General features: G+C 48.2%; 23 protein-coding genes and 1 other RNA gene. 20 read left to right on the top strand and 4 right to left on the bottom strand.

Features of this window, described 5'->3' with window-relative positions; translation table 11 throughout:
- The first annotated feature begins 29 nt into the window (after positions 1-29).
- The 14 genes from YC6258_RS18560 to hrpA all read left to right on the top strand — a co-directional run bounded on the left by YC6258_RS18560 (position 30) and on the right by hrpA (position 17,432).
- Positions 30-1,499, top strand: coding sequence for a family 43 glycosylhydrolase (locus YC6258_RS18560; RefSeq protein ID WP_082070794.1), 1,470 nt, complete (start codon positions 30-32; stop codon positions 1,497-1,499).
- A 421-nt stretch (positions 1,500-1,920) separates the two neighbouring features.
- Positions 1,921-2,017: signal recognition particle sRNA small type (ffs, locus tag YC6258_RS29075), an RNA gene on the top strand.
- Between the two features lie 141 nt (positions 2,018-2,158).
- Positions 2,159-4,144 carry a DNA polymerase III subunit gamma/tau gene (dnaX, locus tag YC6258_RS18555; RefSeq protein ID WP_044618247.1) on the top strand — a complete coding sequence of 662 codons (1,986 nt, stop codon included), beginning with the start codon at positions 2,159-2,161 and terminating at the stop codon, positions 4,142-4,144.
- Positions 4,145-4,184: 40 nt separating this feature from the next.
- Positions 4,185-4,511, top strand: coding sequence for a YbaB/EbfC family nucleoid-associated protein (locus YC6258_RS18550; protein ID WP_044618246.1), 327 nt, complete (start codon positions 4,185-4,187; stop codon positions 4,509-4,511).
- A complete protein-coding gene (gene recR / locus YC6258_RS18545; protein WP_044618245.1) occupies positions 4,511-5,110 on the top strand; it encodes a recombination mediator RecR in 600 nt (199 codons plus the stop codon). Before YC6258_RS18550 ends, recR begins: the two co-directional genes overlap by 1 nt.
- A gap of 11 nt (positions 5,111-5,121) precedes the next feature.
- The gene (rnd, locus tag YC6258_RS18540) at positions 5,122-6,267 is read left to right on the top strand and encodes a ribonuclease D (RefSeq protein WP_044620195.1); all 1,146 of its coding nucleotides are present in this window, start codon (positions 5,122-5,124) and stop codon (positions 6,265-6,267) included.
- 21 nt (positions 6,268-6,288) lie between these two features.
- Positions 6,289-6,570, top strand: coding sequence for a YcgL domain-containing protein (locus YC6258_RS18535; protein ID WP_342670603.1), 282 nt, complete (start codon positions 6,289-6,291; stop codon positions 6,568-6,570).
- Positions 6,571-6,575: 5 nt separating this feature from the next.
- Positions 6,576-7,025: a YcgN family cysteine cluster protein gene (locus YC6258_RS18530; RefSeq protein WP_044618243.1), complete on the top strand. Its 450-nt coding sequence runs from the start codon at positions 6,576-6,578 to the stop codon at positions 7,023-7,025.
- Between the two features lie 31 nt (positions 7,026-7,056).
- Entirely contained in the window at positions 7,057-7,452 is a 396-nt protein-coding gene (locus YC6258_RS18525) for a hypothetical protein (RefSeq protein ID WP_044618242.1), read from the top strand.
- Positions 7,453-7,736: 284 nt separating this feature from the next.
- Entirely contained in the window at positions 7,737-8,411 is a 675-nt protein-coding gene (locus tag YC6258_RS18520; protein ID WP_044618241.1) for a YEATS-associated helix-containing protein, read from the top strand.
- Positions 8,412-8,453: 42 nt separating this feature from the next.
- Positions 8,454-10,631, top strand: coding sequence for a VWA domain-containing protein (locus tag YC6258_RS18515; RefSeq protein ID WP_044618240.1), 2,178 nt, complete (start codon positions 8,454-8,456; stop codon positions 10,629-10,631).
- A 74-nt stretch (positions 10,632-10,705) separates the two neighbouring features.
- Entirely contained in the window at positions 10,706-11,485 is a 780-nt protein-coding gene (locus YC6258_RS18510) for a class II glutamine amidotransferase (RefSeq protein ID WP_044618239.1), read from the top strand.
- 234 nt (positions 11,486-11,719) lie between these two features.
- On the top strand, positions 11,720-13,390 hold the full coding sequence (locus YC6258_RS18505; protein WP_044618238.1) for an AMP-binding protein: 1,671 nt from the start codon (positions 11,720-11,722) through the stop codon (positions 13,388-13,390).
- Between the two features lie 106 nt (positions 13,391-13,496).
- Positions 13,497-17,432: an ATP-dependent RNA helicase HrpA gene (gene hrpA, locus YC6258_RS18500; RefSeq protein WP_044618237.1), complete on the top strand. Its 3,936-nt coding sequence runs from the start codon at positions 13,497-13,499 to the stop codon at positions 17,430-17,432.
- Positions 17,433-17,992: 560 nt separating this feature from the next.
- Here the strand turns inward: hrpA and YC6258_RS29935 are convergent.
- Positions 17,993-18,229, bottom strand: a complete 237-nt coding sequence (locus YC6258_RS29935; protein ID WP_144407692.1) for a hypothetical protein — start codon at positions 18,227-18,229, stop codon at positions 17,993-17,995.
- A gap of 111 nt (positions 18,230-18,340) precedes the next feature.
- Here YC6258_RS29935 and YC6258_RS18495 point away from each other — a divergent pair, with 111 nt between their 5' ends.
- The 3 genes from YC6258_RS18495 to YC6258_RS18485 all read left to right on the top strand — a co-directional run bounded on the left by YC6258_RS18495 (position 18,341) and on the right by YC6258_RS18485 (position 19,753).
- Positions 18,341-18,736 carry a GNAT family N-acetyltransferase gene (locus YC6258_RS18495; RefSeq protein ID WP_211264562.1) on the top strand — a complete coding sequence of 132 codons (396 nt, stop codon included), beginning with the start codon at positions 18,341-18,343 and terminating at the stop codon, positions 18,734-18,736.
- Between the two features lie 20 nt (positions 18,737-18,756).
- Positions 18,757-19,023: a TfoX/Sxy family DNA transformation protein gene (locus YC6258_RS18490; protein ID WP_211264561.1), complete on the top strand. Its 267-nt coding sequence runs from the start codon at positions 18,757-18,759 to the stop codon at positions 19,021-19,023.
- 214 nt (positions 19,024-19,237) lie between these two features.
- The gene (locus YC6258_RS18485) at positions 19,238-19,753 is read left to right on the top strand and encodes a M23 family metallopeptidase (protein WP_044618235.1); all 516 of its coding nucleotides are present in this window, start codon (positions 19,238-19,240) and stop codon (positions 19,751-19,753) included.
- Here the strand turns inward: YC6258_RS18485 and YC6258_RS18480 are convergent.
- Complete coding sequence (locus YC6258_RS18480) at positions 19,750-20,556, bottom strand: FadR/GntR family transcriptional regulator (protein WP_082070792.1); 807 nt, start codon at positions 20,554-20,556, stop codon at positions 19,750-19,752. The two genes, YC6258_RS18485 and YC6258_RS18480, sit on opposite strands and share 4 nt — an antisense overlap.
- Before the next feature lie 263 nt (positions 20,557-20,819).
- Here YC6258_RS18480 and YC6258_RS18475 point away from each other — a divergent pair, with 263 nt between their 5' ends.
- Genes YC6258_RS18475 through YC6258_RS27535 form a run of 3 tightly spaced genes read left to right on the top strand, consistent with a single transcriptional unit; the run spans position 20,820 to position 23,598 of the window.
- On the top strand, positions 20,820-21,566 hold the full coding sequence (locus YC6258_RS18475; protein WP_044618234.1) for a (Fe-S)-binding protein: 747 nt from the start codon (positions 20,820-20,822) through the stop codon (positions 21,564-21,566).
- The gene (locus YC6258_RS18470; RefSeq protein ID WP_044618233.1) at positions 21,563-22,969 is read left to right on the top strand and encodes a LutB/LldF family L-lactate oxidation iron-sulfur protein; all 1,407 of its coding nucleotides are present in this window, start codon (positions 21,563-21,565) and stop codon (positions 22,967-22,969) included. The genes YC6258_RS18475 and YC6258_RS18470 overlap by 4 nt, the downstream gene beginning before the upstream one ends.
- Positions 22,966-23,598 carry a LutC/YkgG family protein gene (locus tag YC6258_RS27535; RefSeq protein WP_052830405.1) on the top strand — a complete coding sequence of 211 codons (633 nt, stop codon included), beginning with the start codon at positions 22,966-22,968 and terminating at the stop codon, positions 23,596-23,598. The genes YC6258_RS18470 and YC6258_RS27535 overlap by 4 nt, the downstream gene beginning before the upstream one ends.
- 220 nt (positions 23,599-23,818) lie before the next feature.
- Here the strand turns inward: YC6258_RS27535 and YC6258_RS18460 are convergent, their stop codons facing one another.
- Together YC6258_RS18460 and YC6258_RS18455 are read right to left on the bottom strand one after the other, a co-directional pair.
- A complete protein-coding gene (locus YC6258_RS18460; protein ID WP_044618232.1) occupies positions 23,819-24,619 on the bottom strand; it encodes an arylamine N-acetyltransferase family protein in 801 nt (266 codons plus the stop codon).
- Between the two features lie 149 nt (positions 24,620-24,768).
- Positions 24,769-25,329, bottom strand: coding sequence for a DUF922 domain-containing Zn-dependent protease (locus YC6258_RS18455; protein ID WP_169748993.1), 561 nt, complete (start codon positions 25,327-25,329; stop codon positions 24,769-24,771).
- Positions 25,330-25,506: the final 177 nt, after the last annotated feature.

The raw sequence follows: 25,506 nt of genomic DNA, 5'->3' as shown, positions 1-25,506 counted from the left end.
TGAATTCAGACAAGCAAGTGAGAAAATTTATGACACTCAAATTTGCAAGCATGGTTGAAAAGATATTATTGACTCTGTTTCTTGGGCTGATGTTGTCAGTGCAATCTGCGGCAACCTTTGCGGAAACATTCACCAATCCGCTGATCCTTCAACGGGCTGATCCGTGGGTTTATAAACACAGTGATGGTTACTACTATTTTACCGCCTCGGTTCCTGACTATGACCGGATCATTTTACGGCGGGCATCCAGTATGCAGGGGTTAAGTAGTGCTACCGAAGTCACCGCCTGGGATCAGCCGGCCAGCGGACCGATGAGCGGTTTTGTGTGGGCGCCTGAGCTGCACTGGATCGATGGAAAATGGTACATCTACTATGCCGCTTCGGAAGCAAACGACATTTGGGATATTCGAATTTACGTACTGGAAAATACCGCGACTAACCCGCTTACCGGTAGTTGGACGGAAAAAGGTGAACTCAAGGTTGATGGCATGGGTAATGATTCGCGTTTCTTCGCCCTGGATTCAACCACCTTCGTACACAATAATCAGAGATACCTGTTGTGGGCACAAATTCCTCCAGGCGGCAACAGTAGCCTGTATATTGCCCGTATGATCAACCCCTGGACGATCGATCTCTCTACCCAGACCATGATTGCAACACCCGAATACAGTTGGGAAAAAATCGGACATAACGTCAATGAAGGTCCGGCCATACTGAAGCGAAACGGGCGTTTCTTTGTCACGTTTTCTGCCAGTGCAACGGACAAGAACTACAAGTTGGGGCTGTTGACTGCAGACCAGAATGCAGATCTGTTGGATCCAGCCTCCTGGCACAAGAACCCTGAGCCTATCTTCAGCAGCAATGCGTCCACCAGTCAGTTTGGTCCTGGTCATAATTCATTTACCCGGTCTGCGGATGATTCCGTCGACATCATGATCTATCACGCCCGTGATTATGAAAATATCTCTGGCGAGCCATTATATGATCCTAACCGTCATACCCGCGCCAAAGTCATTACCTGGAACGCTGATGGCACCCCGAACTTTGGTGTTCCCTATGCCAATGGCATCAGCGGATACAGTAGTCTGAAGTCGGCGTTCAGTGGCAAATGTGCCAATATCGATACCAGTGTTGATGGTGGTACTGCGAATGGTGTGGATCTGGTGCAGCAGGATTGTAACGGTGCTGATAGCCAGACCTTCATGTATGAAAGTATTGACTCCCAGTACTTTCAGCTGAAAGCCATGCACAGCAACCGTTGCCTGGATGTTTACGGCCAAAGTGCCGAAGACGGTGCAAACGTTAATCAATGGGATTGTTGGGGGGGCAACAACCAACAGTGGAAAAAGGTGGATGCCGGTAATGGTTATTTCCAGCTGCAGAACCGCAACAGCCAAAAATGTCTCGATGTATTCGACTGGAACAATGCCAATGGCGCTTCCCTCAAACAGTGGAGCTGTAACGGCTACAGCGTACAGAAATGGCAGGAGATCCCTTGATTTACTGAAGTAACTGAACATTCGTACGGGAACTACAAGTCCCGCAGGCAATGATAAGTCTGTGGGACTTTGTTATTTTTTGAGGGCCGAGGCTGCTAACCCTATACCATTGCGGTTAGCGCAAGCCTCATGCCTTTTTGGTATTCAAAAATGGCGGTTTCTTTCCTGGTGGTTCCGGTTTTGGTGAGTGAAAGTATTTGTACTAACCCGCTGTAGTGGCACAGGCCCAGACCTGTAGCTATTTTTTGCACCCATTCAGAGTAACGGGTTTGGAATGGACAGCTTCCTGGCCATCACCGTCACCTGAAATCGGTCGGGAAGTTCAAAAAAACAAAAGGCGAATCAAGCACTTGCGCCCAGCCATCTAAATCTGCATAATGCGCGGCCTTCGCCAGGGGATGCCCTGTCAGTTATGGCAGCGGACCGGTCCCCCCGCAATAACCATCTGTGAACCCCGCCAGGCCCGGAAGGGAGCAACGGTAGCAGGGACGTTATGTGCCGGGGTGTGGCTGGTTCGTCTGTCTCCATTTTCTTCATTTTTTATTTTCTCTGATACCTTATAAATCAATTGGTTACGACAGTTTTGCCGACTTTCGACTGGCGTATTCGAGCCGAACTGGCTAGCATAGGCGCTCACTTGTTCAGTGGTAAAACGGTTAATGAGTTATCAGGTTCTTGCTCGTAAATGGCGACCCAAAACATTCTCGCAGATGGTAGGGCAACAGCATGTGCTTAAGGCACTCATCAATGCATTGCAGAATGATCGTCTGCACCATGCTTACCTGTTTACCGGTACGCGTGGTGTTGGTAAAACCACTATCGCCAGACTGTTTGCCAAGAGCCTGAACTGCGAACAGGGCGTCAGTGCTGATCCCTGCGGTGTCTGCGCGGCCTGTGTCGAAGTGGACGAAGGTCGCTTCGTTGATTTGATCGAAGTGGATGCCGCGTCCAGAACGAAAGTCGAAGATACCCGCGAATTACTAGATAACGTGCAATATGCGCCGACTCGTGGACGCTACAAGATCTATCTCATCGACGAAGTGCATATGCTGTCCAATCACAGTTTCAACGCGTTGTTGAAAACCCTGGAAGAGCCGCCTCCGCACGTCAAGTTCCTGCTCGCCACTACGGATCCTCAAAAACTGCCGGTGACTGTATTGTCACGCTGCCTGCAGTTCAATCTCAAAAATATGTCATCGGAACAGGTGGTCAGATACCTGCAGCATATTCTGGCGCAGGAACAAATTGATTACGAAGAGAGTGCTCTGTGGCTGCTGGGCCGAGCCGCTGATGGCAGTATGCGTGATGCTCTGAGCCTGACTGATCAGGCTATTGCCTATGGTCAGGGGCGTATTGTTGAAAGTGATGTCAGCGCCATGTTGGGCACTATGGATCGGCGGCAGATTTTTGGTCTGTTGGACGCCCTGACCCGTCGGGATGCCAAAAGCATGCTGGCAAAGATTGATCAGGTGGCAGAGTTTTCACCGGATTACATTGCCCTCATGGCAGATATTCTGAGTGTATTGCATCAAGTGGCAATTGCTCAGATTGTTCCGGATGCCATCGATAATAGTGAGGGCACTAAGGCAGCCATTCAGGCAATTGCCGCTGCCAATACTGCCGAAGATATTCAAATGTATTACCAGATCGGCATGATCGCACGGAAGGATATGCCGTTGGCGCCGGATATGAAGTCCGGTTTTGAAATGGCCATGCTGCGTATGCTGGTCTTTTCACCTGAGCCAGTTGCGGGTGATTTACCACCTCTGCCTGAATTAGATGAGCCGGAACAATTACATTCCCCGGCTGAGTCCTTGTCCACTGCACGGACAGAAGGCGTGCCTGCAGAAAAAAAGTCTGAACGGGTATCCGTCCATAACGATGATGCCATAGCTGCAGAGAATGTATTGTCATCTGGGACTCCAGCCAGTGAAAATATCCAGCCAGAGCCAGAGCCAGAGCCAGAGCCAGAGCCAGAGCCAGAGCCAGAGCCAGAGCCAGAGCCAGAGCCAGAGCCAGTCCATGAAACACCGGTTTTTGCAGCGAATCCATCAGATGAGATGATGCCGTTTGGAGCATATGACGACGTCCCGCCGGAGATGCCCGAACCTGCGCCGTTTCCGGAAGATCTGGCTGAGTTTATGTCAGAATCGGCAGCGTACTCTGCTGTCCGGGTACCGGAACCTGTGGTTGAAGAACCTGTAATGGCAGAGCCTCCGGCGGCCGTTGCCGAGCCGGAGCAATACCAGAATTTGACTGAATTGCCTTGGGTGCAGGTGTTCTGGCAGCTGGATCTGAAAGGTATGCCTCAGAGTCTGTTCAGTCACGCACAGTGGAATGGTGTCCATGATGCGGTATTGGATTTAACTGTTCCCCGCGATTACGAAAATGTCTATAACCCCCGTCATGACGAACAATTGCTGGCGGCACTTGAAAAGGTTGGCTTTACTGTTCGCAAGGTGGATATTACGTTTGCCGAAACAGAGCAGGAAACTCCTGGTCAGTATCGGGCTCGAAAACTGGAAGAGGCCCGGCAGTCCGCCATTGTCAGCCTGAAAAATGACCCCATCGTACAGGCGTTGGAGCAAAATTTTGGTGCTGTACTGGATGAAACAACGGTACGGCCGACCGAGCAACCCATTTAACATTTACAGTCAACGAAGTCGTCGACTCAGGAGAATTACTATGTTTAAAGGCAATATGGGTAACCTGATGAAGCAAGCCCAGAAGATGCAGGAGCAAATGCAGAAGGCTCAGGAAGAACTGGCCAAGGCAGAAGTGACAGGTGAAGCTGGTGCCGGGTTAGTAAAAGTGGTGATGACCGGGCGTCACGATGTCAAAAAAGTTGAGCTGGACCAGAGCCTGATGTCAGAAGATAAAGAATTAATTGAAGATCTGCTGGCGGCTGCGGTCAATGACGCTGTTCGCAAGATAGAAGAGAACAGTCGTGACCAAATGGCATCCATGACTCAGGGAATGCAACTGCCTCCGGGAATGAAGTTTCCGTTCTGATGGCCACTTATAGTCCTCTCACTGAAAAGCTGATTCAGGCGCTGCGGGTGTTGCCAGGTGTCGGTCTGAAATCAGCCCAGCGGATGGCACTGCATCTGCTTGAGCGTGATCGAGAAGGTGCACTGCGACTGGCTGATCAGTTACGGAGTACCCTTTCCGGGGTTTCCCATTGTCAGCAGTGTCGGTTACTGTGCGAAGCTGATATTTGTCATATATGCAGTGATGAGCTTAGAAACCAGCGACAAATCTGTGTGGTTGAAACACCTGCCAATCTAAGCGCCATTGAAAGCACCGGCATTTATGAAGGTGTTTACTTTGTATTGATGGGGCATCTTTCTCCTATTGATGGTATTGGTCCGGAGGAAATAGGCCTGCATCTGTTATTCGAGCAGATCGAGCAGCGACAGGTCGAAGAGTTGATTCTCGCGACCAGTCCAACGGTGGAAGGTGAGGCAACCGCCCACTACATACGCCAGAAACTGGATGCTAAGGGGATAAAAATCACCCGGCTCGCTCATGGCATTCCGATGGGGGCAGAACTTGATCAGGTTGATGGTCATACCCTGCATCATGCGTTACAGTCCAGAAAGGTTGTTTAATGGATGGATTGATGTCTGATCAATATGTTTGGGTGGATAGTGACACGCAATTCGCAGAGTGCTGTGAATACTGGAATTTATTGCCGTTTATTTCCATCGACACAGAGTTTATTCGCACCAAAACGTTTTACCCCAAGCTGGGGTTGTTACAAGTCGCCGATGATCGTAACAGCTATCTGATAGACCCGTTGCAGATCACTGATTTTCTACCGTTTCAAAAAGTGCTTGAAAATCCGGCGGTGGTAAAGGTTTTACATGCCTGTTCTGAAGATGCGGAGATTTTTCACTGCTGTTTCAATGCCAGAGCACGTTCCGTATTTGATACCCAGATCGCTGCTTCCTTTCTAGGGCAGGGAATGTCTATCGGTTACGCCAATCTGGTGAAGTACGAATTGGGAGTTGATCTGCCGAAGGATGAAACCCGGTCTGACTGGCTGCAACGACCATTAACGGATAATCAGAAAAACTATGCGGCCATGGATGTTGCCTATCTGCATCAGATTTTCCGGATACAGGAAGTCGCGTTACTGGAACAAGGCAGGTTTGACTGGGTATTGGAAGATTCAGATCGGATCGTGGAATCGAGTCTGCCGCAGGATCCTGAGAGATATTACCTGAAGATACGACAGGCCTGGCAGTTGCGGGGAACCAGACTGTGCTTTCTGAAAATGCTGGCGAGCTGGCGTGAACGCCTGGTGCAGGCCAAAGATATTCCCAGAACTCGTCTGGTTCGTGATGCTGTGTTATACGAATTGGCTGTGGCCAAGCCGCACAGCTTGAATCAGTTGAATCGAATTCATGGTTTATATCCGGGACTTATCCGGCGTTATGGGCAGACGATTCTGGATATGGCCAGAAAAGCCGAGCAGGTCCCGCGTTCCGAATACCCCGAGCTGATTGCTGCACCCCTGAAGATTGAAGAAGGCCTGATGCTTAAAAAGGTACGTGAGTTTGTTGCCGAACTGGCTGTTCAATTGGAGTTGCCGGTGGAGCTGCTGGCGCGGAGAAAACAATTGGAGGCCATTGTCAGCAGCGGTACCTATACTGGCGAGTTCCAGTTGACGGATGCGTTTACCGGTTGGCGATATGACATTATCGGAAAACACATTCTTAATATACTGACCATCGAGTGGAACGCCACTAACAGCACGGAATAAACAGACATAATGAAACAACTGGTGAGTATTTATAAGTCAGCCAAAAAAGACGAGATGTATTTGTACGTCCGTAAATCAGAAAAATTCAGCCGGGTGCCGGATGCCTTGATGCAGATTTTCGGTCGTGCGGACCATGTGGTGGACATGCTGCTGACGGAAGACAGGAAGATGGCCAGAGTGGATGCCGGCAAAGTGCTCGCTGAACTCGAAGAAAAGGGGTTTTATCTGCAAATGCCTCCAGCCAGAGATGATTATATGCTGGATCTCTATAAAGACACCTCCCATAGGTACGAAGGCTTGTAATCGTTATGGCAGCCGAGACATCGTTCTGGAAAACCAAAACACTGGCCCAAATGAACCAGCGGGAATGGGAATCGTTGTGTGATGGCTGTGGCCGTTGCTGCCTGCAAAAACTGTTGGATGACGAAACTGAAGAAGTATTTTATACCCGCGTGATTTGCCGTTACCTTGATAAAGATCGTCGTTGTGGCTGTTATGAAACCCGTCATATCAAGGTTCCGGAATGTGTCTGGCTTAAGCCGGAGGATGTCGAACAGTTTCACTGGTTGCCGGCAACCTGTAGCTATCGCCTGATTGCTGAAGGGAAAGAGTTGCCAGACTGGCATCCGTTGGTCAGTGGTCGTCGCGATAGCCTGGTGGATGCCGGTATTGCAGTGACCTGTCAGCAATTGGTGAAGGATGATGAGGTTCCTGAAGATGATTGGCAGGAACACATTATCCAGTGGGTTGAACAATAAATTTGTAACAAAAGCGATGTAAGAAACGACTATGATCGATGTACAGAGTTATATGGTTGCCTGGCTGATTTATATCGTAGCCGGGCTGGTCTTTATGCTGGCAGCGTCTCGCATACTGCGTGGTATCAAACCAATTGAATTGAAAGGGATTGTGTTCGGGTGGATCGCGGTGATCATTTTTGTCCCTTATCGGGGGCACGAGCCTGCACAGTTTATAGCACCGGCCATATTGGTGGCTGCCTTTGACTTTCTGGATGGTCTGGATAAAGGGTTGGACAATGCGTTGACCCTGGTGTTGGAGCGTATGCAGATCTCTATTCTTGCCTTTATTCTGGTGACTATTGCAGGAGTGGCAGCCCTGATCATTCGGATGAGTCGTCGTAAGTTGCAGGTTCCTGATTCCACAGAGCACTCCTCTGCCGAGTAGCCCTGTTTAGTTTCATTATGCGGCAAAAAATGCCGCATAAATTCCTTACGTGTTTTTTTGTAGCTTCACGTAAACATGCTATACCTATCTAATGGTAATCGATTAGTTGCCGATACTTTTGGTAGAGACTGTTTGATAACTGTTGCGCGAGAAGTCACGGATGATACCTCTTCAGAAATATGTGCCTGACAAGGTTGATCAGGCGTTTGTCATTTCTTCCTGGCGCTGAACAGTTATGATGCAGCTCTCAGACACTTAAACAGGCCTCGGGGAGAGCATTTTTTATGGCCAATCATATTTTTATTCTCATTGCTGTCATGTTATTGGCAGGTGTGTTTGGTGGGTTGGTGAATTTCTACCTGCAGGGCCAGCATGACCCTGATACCACCAGTCTGCCCAGAAGTCTGGTGGTGGGGGTTGGTGCATCCTTTCTGGTGCCGGTGCTGCTTGATCTGGTGAACAGTGAACTGATCCTGGAGAGTCAGGGAGACCCATCGAGGTTGTTGATTTTTACCGGATTTTGCCTGATAGCAGCGATTGCATCCCGCTTTTTTATTGTCAATGTCTCGGATCGTATTTTGTCTGAGGCCCACAGCGCTAAAGAAAGTGCCGAGCGTCTGCAGCATGATCTGCGTATTATTCAAAATAACCTGATGCCTCTGATCGAAACCGAAACGGAGCAGGAATCAGGCGTCGATGACAATCTTGGCCCCTTGGCTCCGGAAGATGAACTCGACGTAACCACTGCCAATGTGCTGAAAACCTTGGGCAGTGGCCGTTATATTTTTCGTTCGTTAGCAGGGTTGTGTCATGAGACCAATACAGATGAATCCACTATGGTCAAAACTCTGAATATCATGGTGGCCCGTAATCTGGCCGGGCGGACGATGGGGAAAAAAGGTATGCGCTGGCACATTACGGAGAAAGGACGCCGTGCCCTGGAAGTGAGTACTTCATGATCGAATGGTTTTCTGCCGGTTTTTAAAATTGGAATTGTGTTCATGAATAAAACTAAAAATAGCCACTTTGGTGCACTTGTTGTGTGGTGGCTATTACTGAGTACGCCGGTGTTTTCCGCTGCCGAAACCTCGGGACAGCCGTTGGATGTGCGAATTTTGATCGATATTTCCGGCAGTATGGTGGAAAACGATCCCAACAACTTGCGTATTCCTGCATTAAATTTATTGATTGATTTGTTACCCGACAATACCCGCGCAGGTGTTTGGACTTTTGGGCGCTACGTTAACATGCTGGTGCCGTACGGCAATGTCGACGACCAGTGGCGCATAAATGCCCGCCGTCAGGCCAGCAAAATAAACTCATTGGGTCAACGCACAGCCTTGGGCAGTGTGCTTGAAAAGTCCGCTTTTGATTTTACGACCAGTGGTAATGGTGTGCATCCTCAGTTCATTTTGTTATCTGATGGAATGGCGGATATTTCACCTGAGCTGGCGGCTAATATTCGTGAACGGAATCGAATACTTAATCAGGTCTTACCCCGTTTTAAGCGCCAGCAGGCCCCCATTCATACCATCGCTTTATCGGCTCAGGCCGACCTGCCTTTACTCAGACAGCTGTCCATGCAGACTCAGGGGCTTTCTGAGCAGGTTAACAATGCCGATGACCTGATGTCTGTGTTTCTGCGGATCTTTGACACCGCAGTACCCAGTGAACAGGTTCCAATCAAAGCAAATGCATTTACCATCGATAGCCATGTTAATGAAATGACGGTCCTGGTGTTTCGTGACGCGCTGGCAAAACCGATCAAGTTGATCAGTCCGAATGGTGAGGTCTTTGCAGCGGATAGTGATACCCGTTTGGTGACTTGGAAATCAACGGACAAATATGATCTCGTCACAATTAAAAGCCCGGCAGAAGGAGCCTGGGTGATCGATGGACGTGTCCAGGCAGACAGCCGGGTCACTGTGGTTTCCGATGTGATGCTGGTATTGGAAAATCTGCCAGTGGTCATGTTTCCAGGTCAGAACAATCGTTTGGAGGCATTTTTGAATGCTCGCGAAGGGGTTGTGAGCGCCGATGAATTTCTGCAGATGATGAATATTAATCTGACTGCCTCTCCGGATCAGCCGGATCAAAAACTGATTGTTGCTCAAATGGTATTAAACGGTGACCGTTTTTCTGTGCCATTAGATCATTTTCTAAAACAACCCGGGAATTACACCCTGGAAGTGGCGTTGGATGGACAGACGTTTCAGCGCCGGATTTCCAGAACTATCTCTGTACAATCGCATGTCTCGGCCGAAACCACAGTGGAAGGGAACCACTATCGCATCAGAATTTATGCCAATAACCCGGCCATCGATGTTGGACGGTCAACCGTGACGGCTACGGTCAAAAATGCCACTGTGCAACAAAGCCTGGAGTTTAACTGGAATGCCTCTGGCTACTGGCAGGCTGACGTCGGACCCTATACTGAATCCGTTACACTGGAGCCAACGCTGAATATTTATCTGCAGGGAGCATTAGCGGATGGTATTACCATTGCTCCTCAGCAGCTGAATTTTCCAATCGGCTCCACTCAGCCAATGACTATGGATGCGGAGGTGATGGTGCAACCGGAAAAGTCGCCTCAAACGAATTTGCCCCCTGCTAAGTTTGCGATCGAAACCGTTGCAGAAATCCCCAAGGAGGACGCTTTAAAACGTCAGGAACAACGGGCCCTGGAGACGCCTGGTGCAAAGGATAACTGGCTGAATGGCTCGTCAGGCAGCGATGAAAACTCCCTGGGAATCGGTACTATGTTACTTTGGAGTCTGCCAGGTATTCTGGTTTTGGGTGGTTTTGCTGCAGCCTATGTGTTTATTAACCGTCGCAGGGCTGAGATGAATTCCTCCCGAGATGCTATGGAACAGGAAATTCGGGAATTGGATGAGGCTGCTGAAACACGCCGGCAACAACAAGAGCAAGGTCAGGATGAATCTGTTGCTGTTGAAGAAAGAACTCCTGTTGATGCAGAAGAGGTGGAAGAACCCGATGGACCATTGATAGATGGTTTGCTCAGCGATGACGAAGATTTTGGCAGTCTGGAAGACCTGGACCATTTTCGTGATGACAATGATAAGTTGTCTGAAGATGAAGAGGACGTATTTGATCTGGGGGATCTGTCAGACCTGTCGGATGAACTGGAAGACGATAAGGAAGATTCCAAAACCCCCTGATACTTGTGCAGGCTGTTGCTTACAAATGGCTGTGCTATTATTTTGCAGGCAGTAGTAAAGAGGCGTAACAAGCAGTGTGTGAGTTGCTGGGGATGAGCGCAAGTGTTCCAACCGACATTTGTTTTAGCTTTACCGGATTAACAGAACGAGGCGGCGTGACCGGTCCGCATACAGATGGTTGGGGTATTGTTTTTTATGAGGATGGCGGCACCCGCGAATTTCGTGACTGGCTGCCATCGTCCCGATCCAGAATTGCCGAACTGGTCAAACAATATCCCATTCATTCCCGGATCGTGATTTCTCATATACGACAGGCAAATGTGGGCGCGGTATCACTGGTCAATACCCATCCATTTACCCGTGAGCTATGGGGTAAACCCTGGACCTTTGCTCATAATGGTCAAATGAAGGAGTATCAGTATTTGCCGGGTGGCTTTCAACCCATTGGTACAACCGACAGCGAAGCAGCTTTCTGTAATCTGTTGAATCGGATCCGAGCCTCTTTCGTTCAGGGGCCAACAGCCTGCCGAGAACTCTGGCCGATGATTCTGGCATTCTGTCAGGAGTGTCAGAGTGAAGGGGTATTTAATATGCTGCTCAGTCAGGGAGACTTTCTGTTCTGTTTTTGTTCGAACAATTTGTACCGATACACCCGAAGGACCCGGCAGCAGAAAGAATTGCTCAAAGATGTACAAATGGAAGTCGATTTAAATGGGATAACCGGGCACTGTACTACCGTCTCAGTGGTGGCCACTCAACCGTTGACCGAGAGTGAGCTATGGCAGAAGATGCAACCCGGTGAAGCGGTGGTATTCAAAGATGGAGATATTGTATGGCACCATCTACCTGACTAGAGATTGCCTGGTCAATGGTTCGAAAATCGCTTTTTCAATACATACAATGTTTCTCAAATTTCATTAAATTGGTTTATAGTTCTCAGCTCATCCGCTAGGTAGTAGCGATTATCCGAGCTTCTTGATAGTGTTATTTTAAAACCTGAAAGCATTATCAGACGGTTTCTTAAAGCCGTTGATTATTTTGTTGATTACAGCTGGTAATGCCACACAGAATAATAATAAGGAGGGCAAATGGCAGACAGTTTTTTTCATGATCATTATCCGGCCGGCATGGTTGGCAAAGTAGACCCAGATAAGTATTCGAGTATCGTCGATATATTCGACAGTTTTATAAAAAAGTTTTCCGATAAACCGGTTTTCAGCTGTATGGGGCAAACCATCAGTTTTGATGAACTTAATCGTCTGAGTGCCAACTTTGCGTCTTACCTGCAGAATCATACTGATCTTCAGCCGGGCGATCGCATCGCAGTGCAATTGCCGAACATACTTCAGTTTCCGGTTGTGGTTTGGGGGGCAATCCGGGCTGGTATGGTGGTGGTCAATACCAATCCGCTTTATACCGACCGGGAGATGGAACACCAGTTTAATGATTCCGGAGCCAAAGTGCTGGTTGTATACGCTGGAATGGCGGCTCAGGCTTTGAGGGTAAAACCAAAAACCGGTATCCAGAAGATCATCGTAACGGAGATAGCTGATCTACACAGTCCGTTCAAACGATTGCTCATCAATTCAGTAGTCAAATACGTCAAAAAGATGGTGCCTGCATATGATCGCAGCGCAGTCGTGTCCCTATTGTCTGTTCTGTCAGAAGGCGGTCGTAAGCCTCTCCAACCGGTCGCGATGAAAGGTGACGATCTTGCCGTGCTGCAATATACCGGTGGTACTACCGGTGTAGCCAAAGGTGCCATGTTGACTCACCGTAATCTGGTAGCCAATATGCTGCAGAGTAAGGAGTTTTTTCAGCTGGCGCTGAATGAGGGAAAGGAAATCATGATTGCACCTTTGCCGTTGTATCATATATATGCATTTTTGCTGCATGGTATGCTGATCCCCTATACCGGAAACCATAATGTTTTGATTCCCAATCCCCGTGACCTGCCTTCATTTATCAAAGAAATGGCAAAATACAAATTTACCAGCTTTACCGGACTGAACACCCTGTTTGTGGCTCTGTGCAACAATGAGGATTTCAGGAAGCTGGATTTCAGTCATTTGAAAATGACGGTTTCCGGTGGCATGGCGTTAACCAAAGCCGCTGCAGATCGTTGGGAGGAAGTAACCGGGTGCCGTATCAACGAAGGTTATGGTATGACGGAAACCTCTCCGGTACTTTCATTTAATCCGCCAGGGCATGTGCAACTCGGCACCATTGGCATACCCGCCCCATCCACAGAAATTGCTATTCTGGACGAAAACGGCAACGCGCTGCCCGATGGTGAAGTGGGTGAACTGTGTGCCCGTGGACCACAGGTAATGAAAGGGTATTGGAAACGTCCTGAAGAAACCGCCAAGACCATGACTGAAGACGGTTTTATTCGTACTGGTGATATTGCGATCAAACAGGCTGATGGATATTTGAAAATTGTCGATCGCAAGAAAGATATGATCATCGTGTCTGGTTTTAATGTATATCCAAATGAAGTCGAAGAAGTCTTGACGGCACACCCGCAAGTGCTGGAAGCGGCTGCCATTGGTGTGCCAGACGATGCCACCGGTGAAAAAATTCTGGTGTTTGTGGTAGCCAAGGGAGATGTTACTGAGGCCGATCTGATTGCTCACTGTCGTAAAAATCTGACGGCCTATAAGGTACCGAAAGTCTTTGAGTTCAGACCCGAACTTCCCAAAACCAATGTGGGTAAAGTATTGCGCCGGGCACTGAAAGAGGAGATGCAAGCCTCATAATTCTTAGTTCAATCATCTCTTATCACCGGAGCCAGGGCTCCGGTTTTTTTGTGTTTTCCGCTTTTGCCGGTAAAATCGCGCTCCCGCTTACTATGACCGAAGAGACATGGTTCAAGAAACCCTGCAAAAATTGATATCGCTGTTGGATTCCGTTGCCTGTAAAGATCGTTATTTTTTGCAGCAGGAGGTCAATAAGCTTTCGGCTCTGGCTCGTAATAAAAAAGATGTAACTGCCGCGCTGGAGAAACTGATTGCGAGATTTGATCAATCCATCGGCTGGGTTCAGCAGCGAATGCAGAATCGCCCGGTTATCACGATTGATCCGGATTTACCGATTGGTCAGAAGAGTCGTGAAATTGCCGATCTGATAGAACAGCATCAGGTTGTGGTGCTGGCGGGCGAAACCGGATCAGGTAAAACGACCCAGTTACCCAAAATCTGTCTGCAACTGGGTCGTGGGCAAAAAGGCCTGATTGGTCATACTCAACCCAGGCGCATAGCTGCGAGAGCAGTTGCTTCCCGTATTGCAGAAGAGCTGCGGGTTCCCCTGGGCGGACTGGTCGGGTTCCAGGTGCGGTTTCAGGACCAGATTCAGGATAGCACCCAGGTCAAAGTCATGACCGATGGGATATTGCTGGCTGAAATTCAAAAGGATCGTTACCTCAATAAATATGACACCATCATTATCGATGAAGCCCACGAACGATCCCTGAACATTGATTTTCTCCTCGGATATATCAAACGCCTGCTGCCGCGTCGCCCGGATTTGAAGCTGATCATTACTTCTGCCACCATCGATCTGGAGCGTTTTTCCAAACATTTTGATAACGCACCTGTCATTGAAGTCAGTGGCCGGACTTACCCGGTTCACATGATGTATCGTCCGCTGGGACCGGAAGAAGAGGATGATGATCAGGAGTTTTCTTATCGACAGGACTTGTCTCAGGCTATCGTCACCGCAACTGAAGAAATTTTGGAATTGGAGCGTACTGGCCAGACTCCAGGGCGAGGAGGAGATATTCTGGTATTTCTTCCGGGTGAACGGGAAATCCGTGAGGCGGCCAATGCACTGAGAAAATCTTCCATTCCTCATCTGGAAGTGTTGCCGTTGTATGCACGTTTGAGTGCTGCTGAGCAGCAACGGATTTTTTCCTCGCATTCCGGTCGCAGAATTGTGTTGTCCACAAACGTGGCCGAAACCTCTTTGACAGTACCCGGTATCGGTTATGTGATAGATCCGGGACTCGCACGTATCAGCCGTTACTCATACCGGTCAAAAGTGCAACGTCTGCCAATTGAAAAAATCTCCCAGGCGTCTGCTAACCAGCGGGCCGGACGTTGTGGCCGGGTATCGGAAGGGATGTGCATCCGCCTCTATTCGGAGGAGGATTTTAACAGTCGTCCGGCGTTTACCGATGCCGAAATCATGAGAACCAATCTGGCATCGGTCATTCTGCAGATGTTGTATCTGCGTCTGGGCGAGATGGAAAACTTTCCATTTGTTGATATGCCCGACAGCCGTTTTGTCAAAGACGGTTATACCTTATTAAATGAGCTTGGTGCGGTTACCACTAATGGCCAGTTGTCCAAACTCGGCCTGAAACTGGCACGTTTGCCGCTGGATCCGCGTCTGGCCCGAATGTTGTTGGAGGCTCATCAGCTGAAAAGCCTGCGTGAGGTGCTGATTATTGTCAGTGCGATGGCCATACAGGATCCACGGGAAAGGCCACAGGAAAAACAACAGCAGGCTCAGCAGAAACACGCTCAGGATGCCGACAAAGACTCTGATTTCCTTAGCCTGATCAACTTGTGGAACCGGTATGAGCAACAGCGTCAGGAGTTGAGCCAGAATCAGTTGCGCAAATATTGTGAGCAAAACTTCCTGCATTATTTACGTATGCGCGAGTGGCGGGATACTCACCGGCAGCTGCACCTGGCCTGCAAAGAACTGGGACTGATGGAAAATGACAGTGAAGCCGGTTATCAGCAGATTCACTGTGCATTATTGTCCGGTCTGCTCAGCCAGATCGCGGCCTGGAAGGAAGAGCGTCAGTATACTGCTGCGCGTGGTCGTGCCTGTGTGATTCATCCAGGCTCCAGCGTCAGTAAGAAACGGCCTAAATGGATTATGGCGGGAGAACTGGTGGAAACCAGTCAGTTGTTTGCCCGTATGGTTGCTCGCATCGAACCGGAATGGATAGAACCGCTGGCCCGGTCATTGGTCAAAAAACAATATTTTGAGCCGCATTGGGAACAGAAACGTGCTCAGGTGATTGCTCAGGAGCAGGTATCTTTATATGGCCTGATCATTATTGGTAAGCGACGTGTGCACTATGGTGTGGTTGATCCTGTCGCTTCGAGAGAAATTTTCATTCGCGCTGCGCTGGTGGAAAACCATTATCAGACCCGTGCAACATTTTACGCGCATAACCGAAAATTGATTGATGAAATTTTACAAATGGAAGCCAAATCCCGGCGGCATGAGTACCTCGTGGATGACCAGATTCTGTTTGATTTTTATGATCAGCACATTCCAGAAGGCATTGTTAATGGATCAGGTTTCGAACACTGGTTGAAGCAGAACGGCAATGACCGTTTGTTGTATTTGACCCGGGAAAAACTGTTGCGAAAAGATGGTGCTCAATTGGGTCCTGATCAGTTCCCTGAAGTGATGGATCTGGGCGGGATATACGTACCGGTCAATTACGAGTTCAAACTTGGCAGTGAGGCTGATGGCGTCAGTATCCGGCTGCCGGCTGAGGCCATCAATCAGGTATCCGCAGCCAGGATTCAATGGTTGGTTCCTGGAATGCTGAGAGAAAAGTGTATTGCCCTGGTCAAAGCATTGCCCAAAAGTTTGCGTAAGAACTTTGTTCCGGTACCAGACTTTATCGATGGTGCTCTGCCAAATCTGGTATTTGGCGATGGAGATCTGTGCGACGCGCTGGCTCATCAACTATTGCGTATGACAGGGGTCAAAATTCCGAGGGATCAGTGGGATACCGAAAATATTGAATCACATTTGAAACTCAATATTCAGGTCATCAATCAACATGGCAAAGTCATCCGCCAGAGCCGTAATCTGGATGAGCTGCGAAGCGTTGCAACAGAACTTCCCGTTAGCACGCCTGCCGATCAAAAACGCGCTGTGGAGAAACACTATTTCACTGACTTCCCTGACAGACCACTGGCTCAGGAACAGTTGGTCAAGCGAGGTGGTATCCAGGTCAAAGTGTTTCCGGCTTTGCAATATTCCGAAAAAGGTATCGCCCTGGAAATGTTTAATGGTGGCGATTATGCAGAACGCCAGCATGAACAGGCGTTGATTCAACTGTTAAGAATAAGCTTTCGCAGCCAGGAGGATTTCCTCAAACAGGACCTGCGTAACTTTAAACAGCTTGAGCTGGTGTATGCCCCGATTGGAAATGCACAACAGTTTCGTCATGACCTGATGACCGGAGTCTTCAAATGGGCGTTTATTGAACCATGGAAACAACAATACGAACGCTTACCCCGTAACGAACAGGAATGGGATGCGCTGAAAAAACTGGGTAATGCAGAAATCAATAAGGTCGGCAAAGAAGTAGCACAACTGGTGTTTGATATTCTTAAAGCGCGAACAGAAATTCTGAAAGCGACCCGCAAGAAAGTGAATTTTGTATTGGCGTTCATGTATGCCGATATTAAAAGCCAGTTGGAAAACCTGACTCAGGCCGGTTTTGTTGCAGACACCCCCAAATATTGGTTGCAACAGTATCCTCGCTATATTCAGGCTGTTCACGCCAGAATGGAGCGCTCCAAAGGGATACCAGCCAATGAGCAATTGATGATTGATGAACTGGCTAACTGGTGGCAGAAATACAGCGATCTGGACCGTAAGCTTGAGCAGGAACAACGTGTCAATGAAGATCTCAATACCTTCCGCTGGTTAATAGAGGAGTATCGTATTTCATTATTTGCTCAAACCATAGGTACGATACAACCGGTATCCGATAAGCGCCTGAGTAAATTGTGGCAGTCTATTATTGAACAGGTTGGCTGATTTAACCTGATTATCTGATGTCCCTCATTTTATGGGCTGTAATGGTCATTCAGCCCATCTCTCCCAAACCAATCTCCTGGTTTTTGGTTTATTGAATTCACGCTTTCGTTGATAGATTTATATATGGCATAAATCTGTATGACGGAATATTTTTGATATTGGTGTGATGTTGTCTTATAAAATAGCATTTTTTGTGACAATTATTGTCGGTATGCTCTGTCATGCAGAACGTTGAAACGGCAATATATCTTTATTGCGAAATCTATTGTGGCAGTATTTGTTGACCGTCGGGTCAGAGATGTTTTTATGTCGGCAGCCGAAAAGATGAGAATGGGTTTAGTGAGTGGTTTGTTGTTGTGACGCTGGGAGTTGAATCATTAACAAGCCTGTCGGCGCTCAGTGGATTTGTTCAGTCAGGTTATAGTGTTGTAACGCATAGTTTATTTTAGGGAAGGGGGAAAATGGCCTGTTTTCGCGCAGGGCATTGTAAGCCCCGTCCGAAGGCGGCACCATCTCAAATCCTCGTTTGATTTATTAACCCGGCAAGTATTTATGTCGGGTTAATAGTGTGATGCAGGGATGCGCCGAGGTGTCGGAGCACACCATTGGCCATATAGCCAATGCGGATTAATAGTAAGCTGTGATTTTGCCAGCAGTGCTTCTTCGCCTGCATTAAAACTATTGTTATTTTTCAGAAGCCCCTGAATTGTAAGGCTCCATCCTTTGGCGGATAAGAAGCCTTGGATGATTTTGTGATAGTTAGCTAAAAATTTACTTACCTTACTGATTAACGCCACATCTGCTCAGGCTTCAGTGATAGGTAGCTTGATAACATATATAAAGAAGAAATCGAAATGAATATGCGTAAGGCCCTTTTGGAGGATTTGGAAGAAATCAGGAATCTGGTAATGTCACTGACGCATTTCTATCTGGATGACTCCAGTGCCAGGTTGCCAGATTGGTTTAGTGAGACGTTGACCGAAAGTGCGTTTGCGCAGCGACTGACCAGTTCGGAATTTCAGAATTATGTCGTTGAGCAAGATGGTTTGATCGTTGGTTATCTGTCTATCAAACAGGGGGATTATTTGTACCATTTGTTTGTAGCAGAAGCTTTTCAGGGTAACGGTATTGCCCGGCGGCTATGGCTGCATGCCCGAAGTCAGACTTCTGCAAAAGTATTTCGCCTACGTTCGTCTATCTATGCAGTACCTGTCTATAAGCGGCTTGGGTTCGAAGAGTCCGGGCCGTTGGGAACGATTGAGGGTATTTCGTTTCAACCGATGGAATTGCGTTTGGATCATTAACAATATTAAGAATCCGGTTTATGAATATGAGAATTCGGGAACTACAGGGACTTGGGAAAAAAAGCGAGGAAATACTGAATCGTGCCGGTATCTCATCAGTCGAGGAATTTATGGCGTCGGATCCGTTTGAGTTGTATCTAACGTTGAAGCAGAGTGTTCCAGGTGTAGGGTTAAATTTTTTATACGCCATGTTGGGAGCACAGGAACACATGCATTGGCAGCAGATCGCCAGAGAACGGAAGACGGCAATACTGATGCGACTGGATGAGATGGGTATTGCGCCATAACGATAAAGTGTGTCAGTTCGACTGAATGGTCAGAAAACGATTGAGTTCGGACACACCTTGAAATCTGTGAGCATTCTGTATTCAGGTTCAGAGAGATAAGGTTTGATACCAAGCCGTTGATTTCAGATTTTCTCATCGCCACATAATTTCGACCAGTCTGTTATTTGAGTGATAACATGCGAATTGTTTTTCGCATGTTATCTAATCTGAGCTCATGAAAAAGAAGTATTTGTTTGGCACCTGTATTCTGGTGTTGATAGTGGTGGGTTATTGTTTGCCGGAACGAATAGTCATTCCTGTCGCCGGTGCCAGTCAACGGGACTGGAATCCAAAATCATTCTGGTATGAGCCCTGGGGAGTCTCTGGAGTTCATAAGGGTATCGATATCTTTGGCAAAACCGGTACTGATGTCTTGAGTACAACAGGTGGTCTGGTGCTGTATACCGGTCAGATTCGTTTGGGTGGTAATGTTGTACTGGTGTTAGGTCCCAAATGGCACCTGCATTATTTTGCTCACCTTAATACGATTGATACGTCCGCATTTTCCATCGTTGCATCCGGTGACAAAATCGCTTCTCTCGGCGACAGTGGCAATGCCAAAGGCAAACCTCCTCATCTGCATTATTCGGTTGTGAGGATGATTCCTTTTCCCTGGAAGATAGATCGCACCAGTCAGGGGTATAAAAAAGCGTTTTATATCGATCCCGGCGAAATGTTGATGGATCGTTAACGGGTCCCGGATTTTTCTTTGAGGCGCTGGTGTTCTTCAGCGAGGTCAGTGAGTATGCGTTTGACGAAATCCAGATGTTCATAAACCACCTCGCGAGCCCGTTCGGGCTGGTGCCTGTGAATGGCATCAAAGATTCTGCGATGTTGGCGGATCAGTGTCAGGCGGGTTTCCGGTCGCCGTGACAGGCTACCTATGTTGCTGCTGATGTGTTGTCTTAGCAAATCGAACAGTGTCTGCAAACTGTAATGCAAAACCCGATTCTGGCTCGCTTCCGCAATGGCGAGATGGAAGATCGCGTCACTGGTGGCTTCCTGTTGAGCATCTTTTAGCTGATGAGCCTGCTGCAGTCTTAAGAACGCTCGTTCGAGTTTTTTCAGATCAGCTTCCGAAGCTCGCTGTGCCGCCAGATAGGCAGTCTGTCCTTCCAGAGCATAACGATACTCCAGCAATTCTTCCTGCAGGCCGATATTTCTGTCCATATGTCCTGGCAACAGGGTTGGTGCAGAACGTTCCAGGCCATTGGCGGCATACGTCCCTCCGCCGCGCTTGCTAATCACCCAGCCCTGGCTTTTTAGTGCCTGCAGTGCCTCACGTACGATTGGGCGGCTGACAGCATACTGCTGCGCCAGCTGTCGTTCTGAGGGCAGGCGCTCGCCGGTGGCGATGGCACCGTCCTGAAGCTGTTGCAGTAGTAAATCGCGTATCTCTTCTGAACGATATTGCGGCATTGGTCTGACCACTATGAAATTTGCGTAACGGTTATTGATTACCTGACAAAACACTGCATGACTGGCAGTACGCATCAGGGTGGTTCGCCTGACGAAAAGTCACGACCCCGGAAGTCAACGGTATTTTCGCCGAATCCTGCCCCCCCGGCTACATGCGTTAAGTCAGTGTAGGTAACCTGATCATTATGAACAGGTTATATAGTTTTGTGGTGTTTTCAGTCTACTAGCGATAAGTCGAATCAAATTAACTGCATACCATTGCTGTAAACAAATTTGAAAATGGCTAATGTTAAAAAAGCGGCTGTCGGCCGAATTGAAATAACCACAATGGTATTGCTATGTCCCTGGATTATTCGTCTGTCACTCATGTTTATCTATATGGTACCTGTGTCGTTGATCTGGCTTTTGCGGAGGCTGGTATTCATGCGGTCGAAGTACTCGAAAGTCTTGGTTTGCAAGTGGTTTATGTGGAGGATCAGAGTTGTTGCGGACAACCGGCATATACGTCCGGATTTGAACAGCAAGCGACCACCGTGGCAGGCCATCAGGTCTCATTGTTTCCAGAACCCTGGCCGGTAATTGTGCTGTCCGGTTCCTGTGCTGGCATGATGAAACATCATTACCCTCGATTGTTGGGAGACTCTGTTCAGGCCTTCAGTCAAAAAGTCATTGAATGGAGTGAGTTTGTTTTCAATCATCCAAACTTCCACTGGCCGGAAACCAGCACTGTCGACAGAGTGGTATTGCATACCAGCTGTACCGCGCGTCGTGAAATGGGCACTTTTGAGACTGTCTCACGAGCGCTTCAACAGGCTCCAGGGGCAAGTTTGCAAACTCACCAGAGAGAGTCTGAGTGCTGTGGTTTTGGTGGCACGTTTGCCGTTCGGCATAAAGAGATTTCCACAGCAATGGTGGCTGATAAGTGTGATGCCATCCTGGCACAAAACCCCGATGCCTTGGTTAGCGCTGACTGCGCCTGTATGTTGAATATTAATGGTCACTTATCCTGGCGGGGTGAGGCTCTGGCGGGTATGCACATTGCGTCCTGGGTTCATCAACAACTACAACAGGCAGGTCAGTTATGAGCCAACCACGGCACACATCTGTTGAACACTGGCGAAGTGGTGTTCAGGACGCTTTGAACAATCCGGTTTTACAATCCGGTCTGGCTGGAGCCATGGATTATTTACAGGAAAAGCGGCGGTTACAGTTTCCGGATCAGGCGGTATTTGAACAGCGCCGTCAACAGGCCTCAGCGATTAAAAAAAGTGCGTTGTCGCGTCTTCCTGAGTTACTCGAACAGTTGGAAAGCCGTTGTCAGGCCAACGGTATCCAGGTGCACTGGGCCGAGACTGGCCAGCAGGCCAGTGCTATTGCGCTTGATATCTGTCGGCAGCAAAAAGCCACCAGTGTGGTCAAAGGCAAAAGCATGGTGTCAGAAGAAATCCATCTGAACGATGTGTTGATTGCCGCCGGGATGTCCTGTCTTGAATCCGATATGGGTGAATATATCGTTCAGCTGGCCGGTGAGACACCTTCACATATCATCATGCCGGCGATTCATAAAACCAAACAGGAAATCGCCCGGCTGTTCGCAGATAAGATCCCTGGAATTCAGTATACCGAGGATGTCGATGAGTTGATCCGCATTGGTCGCCGTGTATTGAGGCATGCTTTTGAGACCGCTGATATTGGTGTTTCAGGGGTTAATTTTGCCGTGGCGGAGACGGGTACGCTTTGTCTGGTGGAGAATGAAGGCAATGGGCGTATGTCAACGACGATGCCGAAAGTGCATATTGCTTTCATGGGTATCGAAAAAGTGGTGGCGTCATTGAATGATCTGCCACCGCTGTTGCATGTGCTGACCCGTTCTGCCACAGGCCAGAATATCAGTACCTACGTCAATATGATTTCCGGTCCCAGGCGTGGCACTGACTTGGATGGACCCGAGCAGGTACATTTGATACTGCTCGATAATGGTCGTAGCCAGGCATATGCAGATGAACAACAGCGACAGACTTTGCAATGCATCCGTTGTGGGGCGTGTATGAATCATTGCCCCGTCTATCGCCGTGTGGGTGGCCATACCTATGACACAACCTATCCTGGACCGATTGGCAAGATATTGATGCCTCATCTTCAAGGGCTGATGCATACTGCCCACCTGCCTACGGCATCGACATTATGTGGTGCATGTGGTGACGTGTGTCCGGTGAAAATTCCCATTCCGGAACTGCTGCAGCGCTGGCGTTATCAGGCTTCGGAAGTGACGCCGTCCAATGCCAAAAAACGTGAGAAGTTTATTTGGGCATTCTGGCGCTTTGCCAATGTTCACCCAAAACTGTATCGGCTGGGGCTGCACATGTTCAGTCGTATTCATCCGCTGTTACCGGACAACCTTGGCCCCTGGACCTGGAAGCGTCGCAAACCGGCTTTTTCAAAACAAACCCTGCATCAACAGATGCGTAAGAGGAGGTCCCATTCATGAGCAGTCGTGACGCGATATTGGCCAGATTACATTCAGTTTCACCCGTCAAATATCCGGAGCCGGAAATCACCGAGCAAGAGACATCTGCTGAAGATATGTTTTCGCGGTTTAAGCGCTCTCTGGAGGCCGTGCATGGAGAGGTGGTGCTAATCCGCCCGGACGAGTTGACGAGTACTCTGGAACGCTATTGTCAAAAACTGGGCATTCGCTCATACAGCAGCCCTCACGGGAACTGGCTGGCGGGATACCTGACTCAGTTTCGACTCAGGAAAGAGTATCAATGGTGGACGCCGGAAAGTGTGATCCAACATCGTTCTGAGTTGTTTCATCAGCTGGATATGGGTATTACCTCCGCTGTGGCCTGGGTTGCCGAAACCGGCACGGTGGTGTTGCAATCCTCAGAGCATGAGCCCCGGGCACTGTCACTGGTACCACCCTGTCATGTTGCTATCGTTCGGGAGAGTGACGGTTTTGCCGATATGGCAGCATTCATGCGTCAACAACAGGCTCCGCTGCCGACCAATCTGATTATGATCTCCGGCCCCAGTAAAACGGCGGATATTCAACAGACACTGGCGTATGGAGCGCATGGTCCGGCACAATTTCTGGTGATCATGCTGAAGCAATAAACCGGGATGGCCGAGTATTTTCCGGCAGTTTTTACGATCGGCTCTGGCAAACTCTCAGGATAGTCAAACTGAGCCTCGGTACCGCCACCAAATTCTCCGGCACCTAGAGACAATTCGCATTGCTATTGTTACCAAATATAAGTGAGTTTATCTGAGGTGTCTGGGGAATATTTGACATCATCATTCACGTATCGCAAAAAACTCTATGGAGTGAGGTTCGTCAGTTTTGTCCGGTAAACCATTGTTCTACCTGAAAACTGTCAGGTAGCGATATGTCAAACTGCTGTCTCAAGGTCAAACGAAATTGTTCTGCGCTTTCCAGTAATCGTTCGTTTTTATGAAGCCCATGAGACTCGATCAGCTTGCGATTCGATAAAGTCATGCGGCCATCTGGAGTCAATCGTGAACAAATCGTTTTTCGCGTGAATATCGAAAGCGGGGAGGTCTGGTGATAGTTGGCCATCTGACGAAAATCTTCCAGAGTTCTGGGAATAGTGGTGAAAATATACTGTGGTTTCCAGGTAGTGCTATCTGTACGTTTGAGTACGGAAAAATGATTATTCTCCCAAATAATTTTGTGAGCGGCATGCTGCTCAATCAGCACAGAACCATCCAGAGGCAGCGGCACGTTAAATGAGTCGCCAAAGCCCACATCAGCAATCACAGGTCCATCGGCCAATTCGACGGATAATAATAAATGGTCGAATTCCTGACCATACCGTTGGCCATCAAATACCCGGCCTGATAGCAGTTTTACCTCGAATCCCAGACTGCTCAACAACAGATAAAAACCATAGTTAAGTTCATAACAAAAACCACCACGATGTTGATCGATTAATTTATCAAGTACACCGACCTGGTTGAGCTTAATGGTTCGGTTGAATGTAATATCCAGATTTTCAAAAGGAAGCTGGCGCAGATGCGCCAAATGAAGCTGTGTTAACAATTGTGCGGGTTGTTTTGATAATGAGCTTACGCCGAGACGCTCAAAGTACTTTTGTTGTTGTGCTGTAGAGATCATAACGAGTACCGATCAGGCATATGACTTTTTTGTCGTGGTAAAAAATGGTCATACATCAATCGCGGCAAATCGATCAAGAATTTTCTGAATATCCTGCCGATCGATATTTGCTGGCTTGTTTTCAAGCATATGTTTAAGAAACACCCTGACTATAAATACGACTTTAACCAGGCACCTTCTGTTTCGCCATGGTTGGTTTGTAGATCATATTCTTTGTTCATCTGGTTGAGTCTGTTCATACGTTGTTCGGCAACGGTATGAACTTCGGCTCTGAGTTGATCACAATCCGGGTAAGATGGAAGGTCTCTGATGGATTGTTCGATTTCCCGTGCGGTTTGTATGGCGTAATCGGCATGAGTGTTTTCGTGGGCAACCAGCTTTGGATACCATTGATTCCAGATGGCCGAAACTTCGTCAGAAAACGTATAGATTTCAGGCAAGGTAAACGTTATGTCAGCAGTGACGGTTATTGCTGTGATCAGACATTGTTCATCCTGTGTTTCCCACTGAAAATCCCAATTGATGTAATGACTGGTATTGCCATGAAACACTTTGCCATCGGTTTGAATGGGTGAAAAGACGTTTAAGAAATCCAATAGCTCGCCTTTTCTCTCAGCATAAACACGGTAGTAATCGTAACTTTCGTTGACGATCACTTCAGCATTGGCGCTAACAGAGGCCAGGCAGATACAAAACAACAAGAATTTCAAGATTAAACCCGCGCATGATCAACAAAGATTTGATCATAAATTAATCCAGTTTGAATAAACATGGGTCTTGAGTTTGATTTCGAAACGCATCACAGAAAGTTTCGAGGATGGTTGTGCGGGTCGGTGATATGCCCGGTTATAGAAAGAGCTTCCGGCACGCTCATTATTCATGCCGGA

It is taken from the genome of Gynuella sunshinyii YC6258, assembly GCF_000940805.1.
Classification (GTDB): Bacteria; Pseudomonadota; Gammaproteobacteria; order Pseudomonadales; family Natronospirillaceae; genus Gynuella; species Gynuella sunshinyii.
This window is presented reverse-complemented; position numbering and strand designations above follow the sequence as displayed.

Bases quoted from the DNA above. Each gene is read 5' to 3' on its own strand.
- YC6258_RS18560 (WP_082070794.1), top strand. From the start codon at position 30: ATGACACTCAAATTTGCAAGCATGGTTGAAAAGATATTATTGACTCTG.
- dnaX (WP_044618247.1), top strand. From the start codon at position 2,159: ATGAGTTATCAGGTTCTTGCTCGTAAATGGCGACCCAAAACATTCTCG.
- YC6258_RS18550 (WP_044618246.1), top strand. From the start codon at position 4,185: ATGTTTAAAGGCAATATGGGTAACCTGATGAAGCAAGCCCAGAAGATG.
- recR (WP_044618245.1), top strand. From the start codon at position 4,511: ATGGCCACTTATAGTCCTCTCACTGAAAAGCTGATTCAGGCGCTGCGG.
- rnd (WP_044620195.1), top strand. From the start codon at position 5,122: ATGTCTGATCAATATGTTTGGGTGGATAGTGACACGCAATTCGCAGAG.
- YC6258_RS18530 (WP_044618243.1), top strand. From the start codon at position 6,576: ATGGCAGCCGAGACATCGTTCTGGAAAACCAAAACACTGGCCCAAATG.
- YC6258_RS18525 (WP_044618242.1), top strand. From the start codon at position 7,057: ATGATCGATGTACAGAGTTATATGGTTGCCTGGCTGATTTATATCGTA.
- YC6258_RS18520 (WP_044618241.1), top strand. From the start codon at position 7,737: ATGGCCAATCATATTTTTATTCTCATTGCTGTCATGTTATTGGCAGGT.
- YC6258_RS18515 (WP_044618240.1), top strand. From the start codon at position 8,454: ATGAATAAAACTAAAAATAGCCACTTTGGTGCACTTGTTGTGTGGTGG.
- YC6258_RS18505 (WP_044618238.1), top strand. From the start codon at position 11,720: ATGGCAGACAGTTTTTTTCATGATCATTATCCGGCCGGCATGGTTGGC.
- hrpA (WP_044618237.1), top strand. From the start codon at position 13,497: ATGGTTCAAGAAACCCTGCAAAAATTGATATCGCTGTTGGATTCCGTT.
- YC6258_RS18495 (WP_211264562.1), top strand. From the start codon at position 18,341: ATGTCACTGACGCATTTCTATCTGGATGACTCCAGTGCCAGGTTGCCA.
- YC6258_RS18490 (WP_211264561.1), top strand. From the start codon at position 18,757: ATGAATATGAGAATTCGGGAACTACAGGGACTTGGGAAAAAAAGCGAG.
- YC6258_RS18485 (WP_044618235.1), top strand. From the start codon at position 19,238: ATGAAAAAGAAGTATTTGTTTGGCACCTGTATTCTGGTGTTGATAGTG.
- YC6258_RS18480 (WP_082070792.1), bottom strand. From the start codon at position 20,556: ATGCGTACTGCCAGTCATGCAGTGTTTTGTCAGGTAATCAATAACCGT.
- YC6258_RS18475 (WP_044618234.1), top strand. From the start codon at position 20,820: ATGTCCCTGGATTATTCGTCTGTCACTCATGTTTATCTATATGGTACC.
- YC6258_RS18470 (WP_044618233.1), top strand. From the start codon at position 21,563: ATGAGCCAACCACGGCACACATCTGTTGAACACTGGCGAAGTGGTGTT.
- YC6258_RS27535 (WP_052830405.1), top strand. From the start codon at position 22,966: ATGAGCAGTCGTGACGCGATATTGGCCAGATTACATTCAGTTTCACCC.
- YC6258_RS18460 (WP_044618232.1), bottom strand. From the start codon at position 24,619: ATGATCTCTACAGCACAACAACAAAAGTACTTTGAGCGTCTCGGCGTA.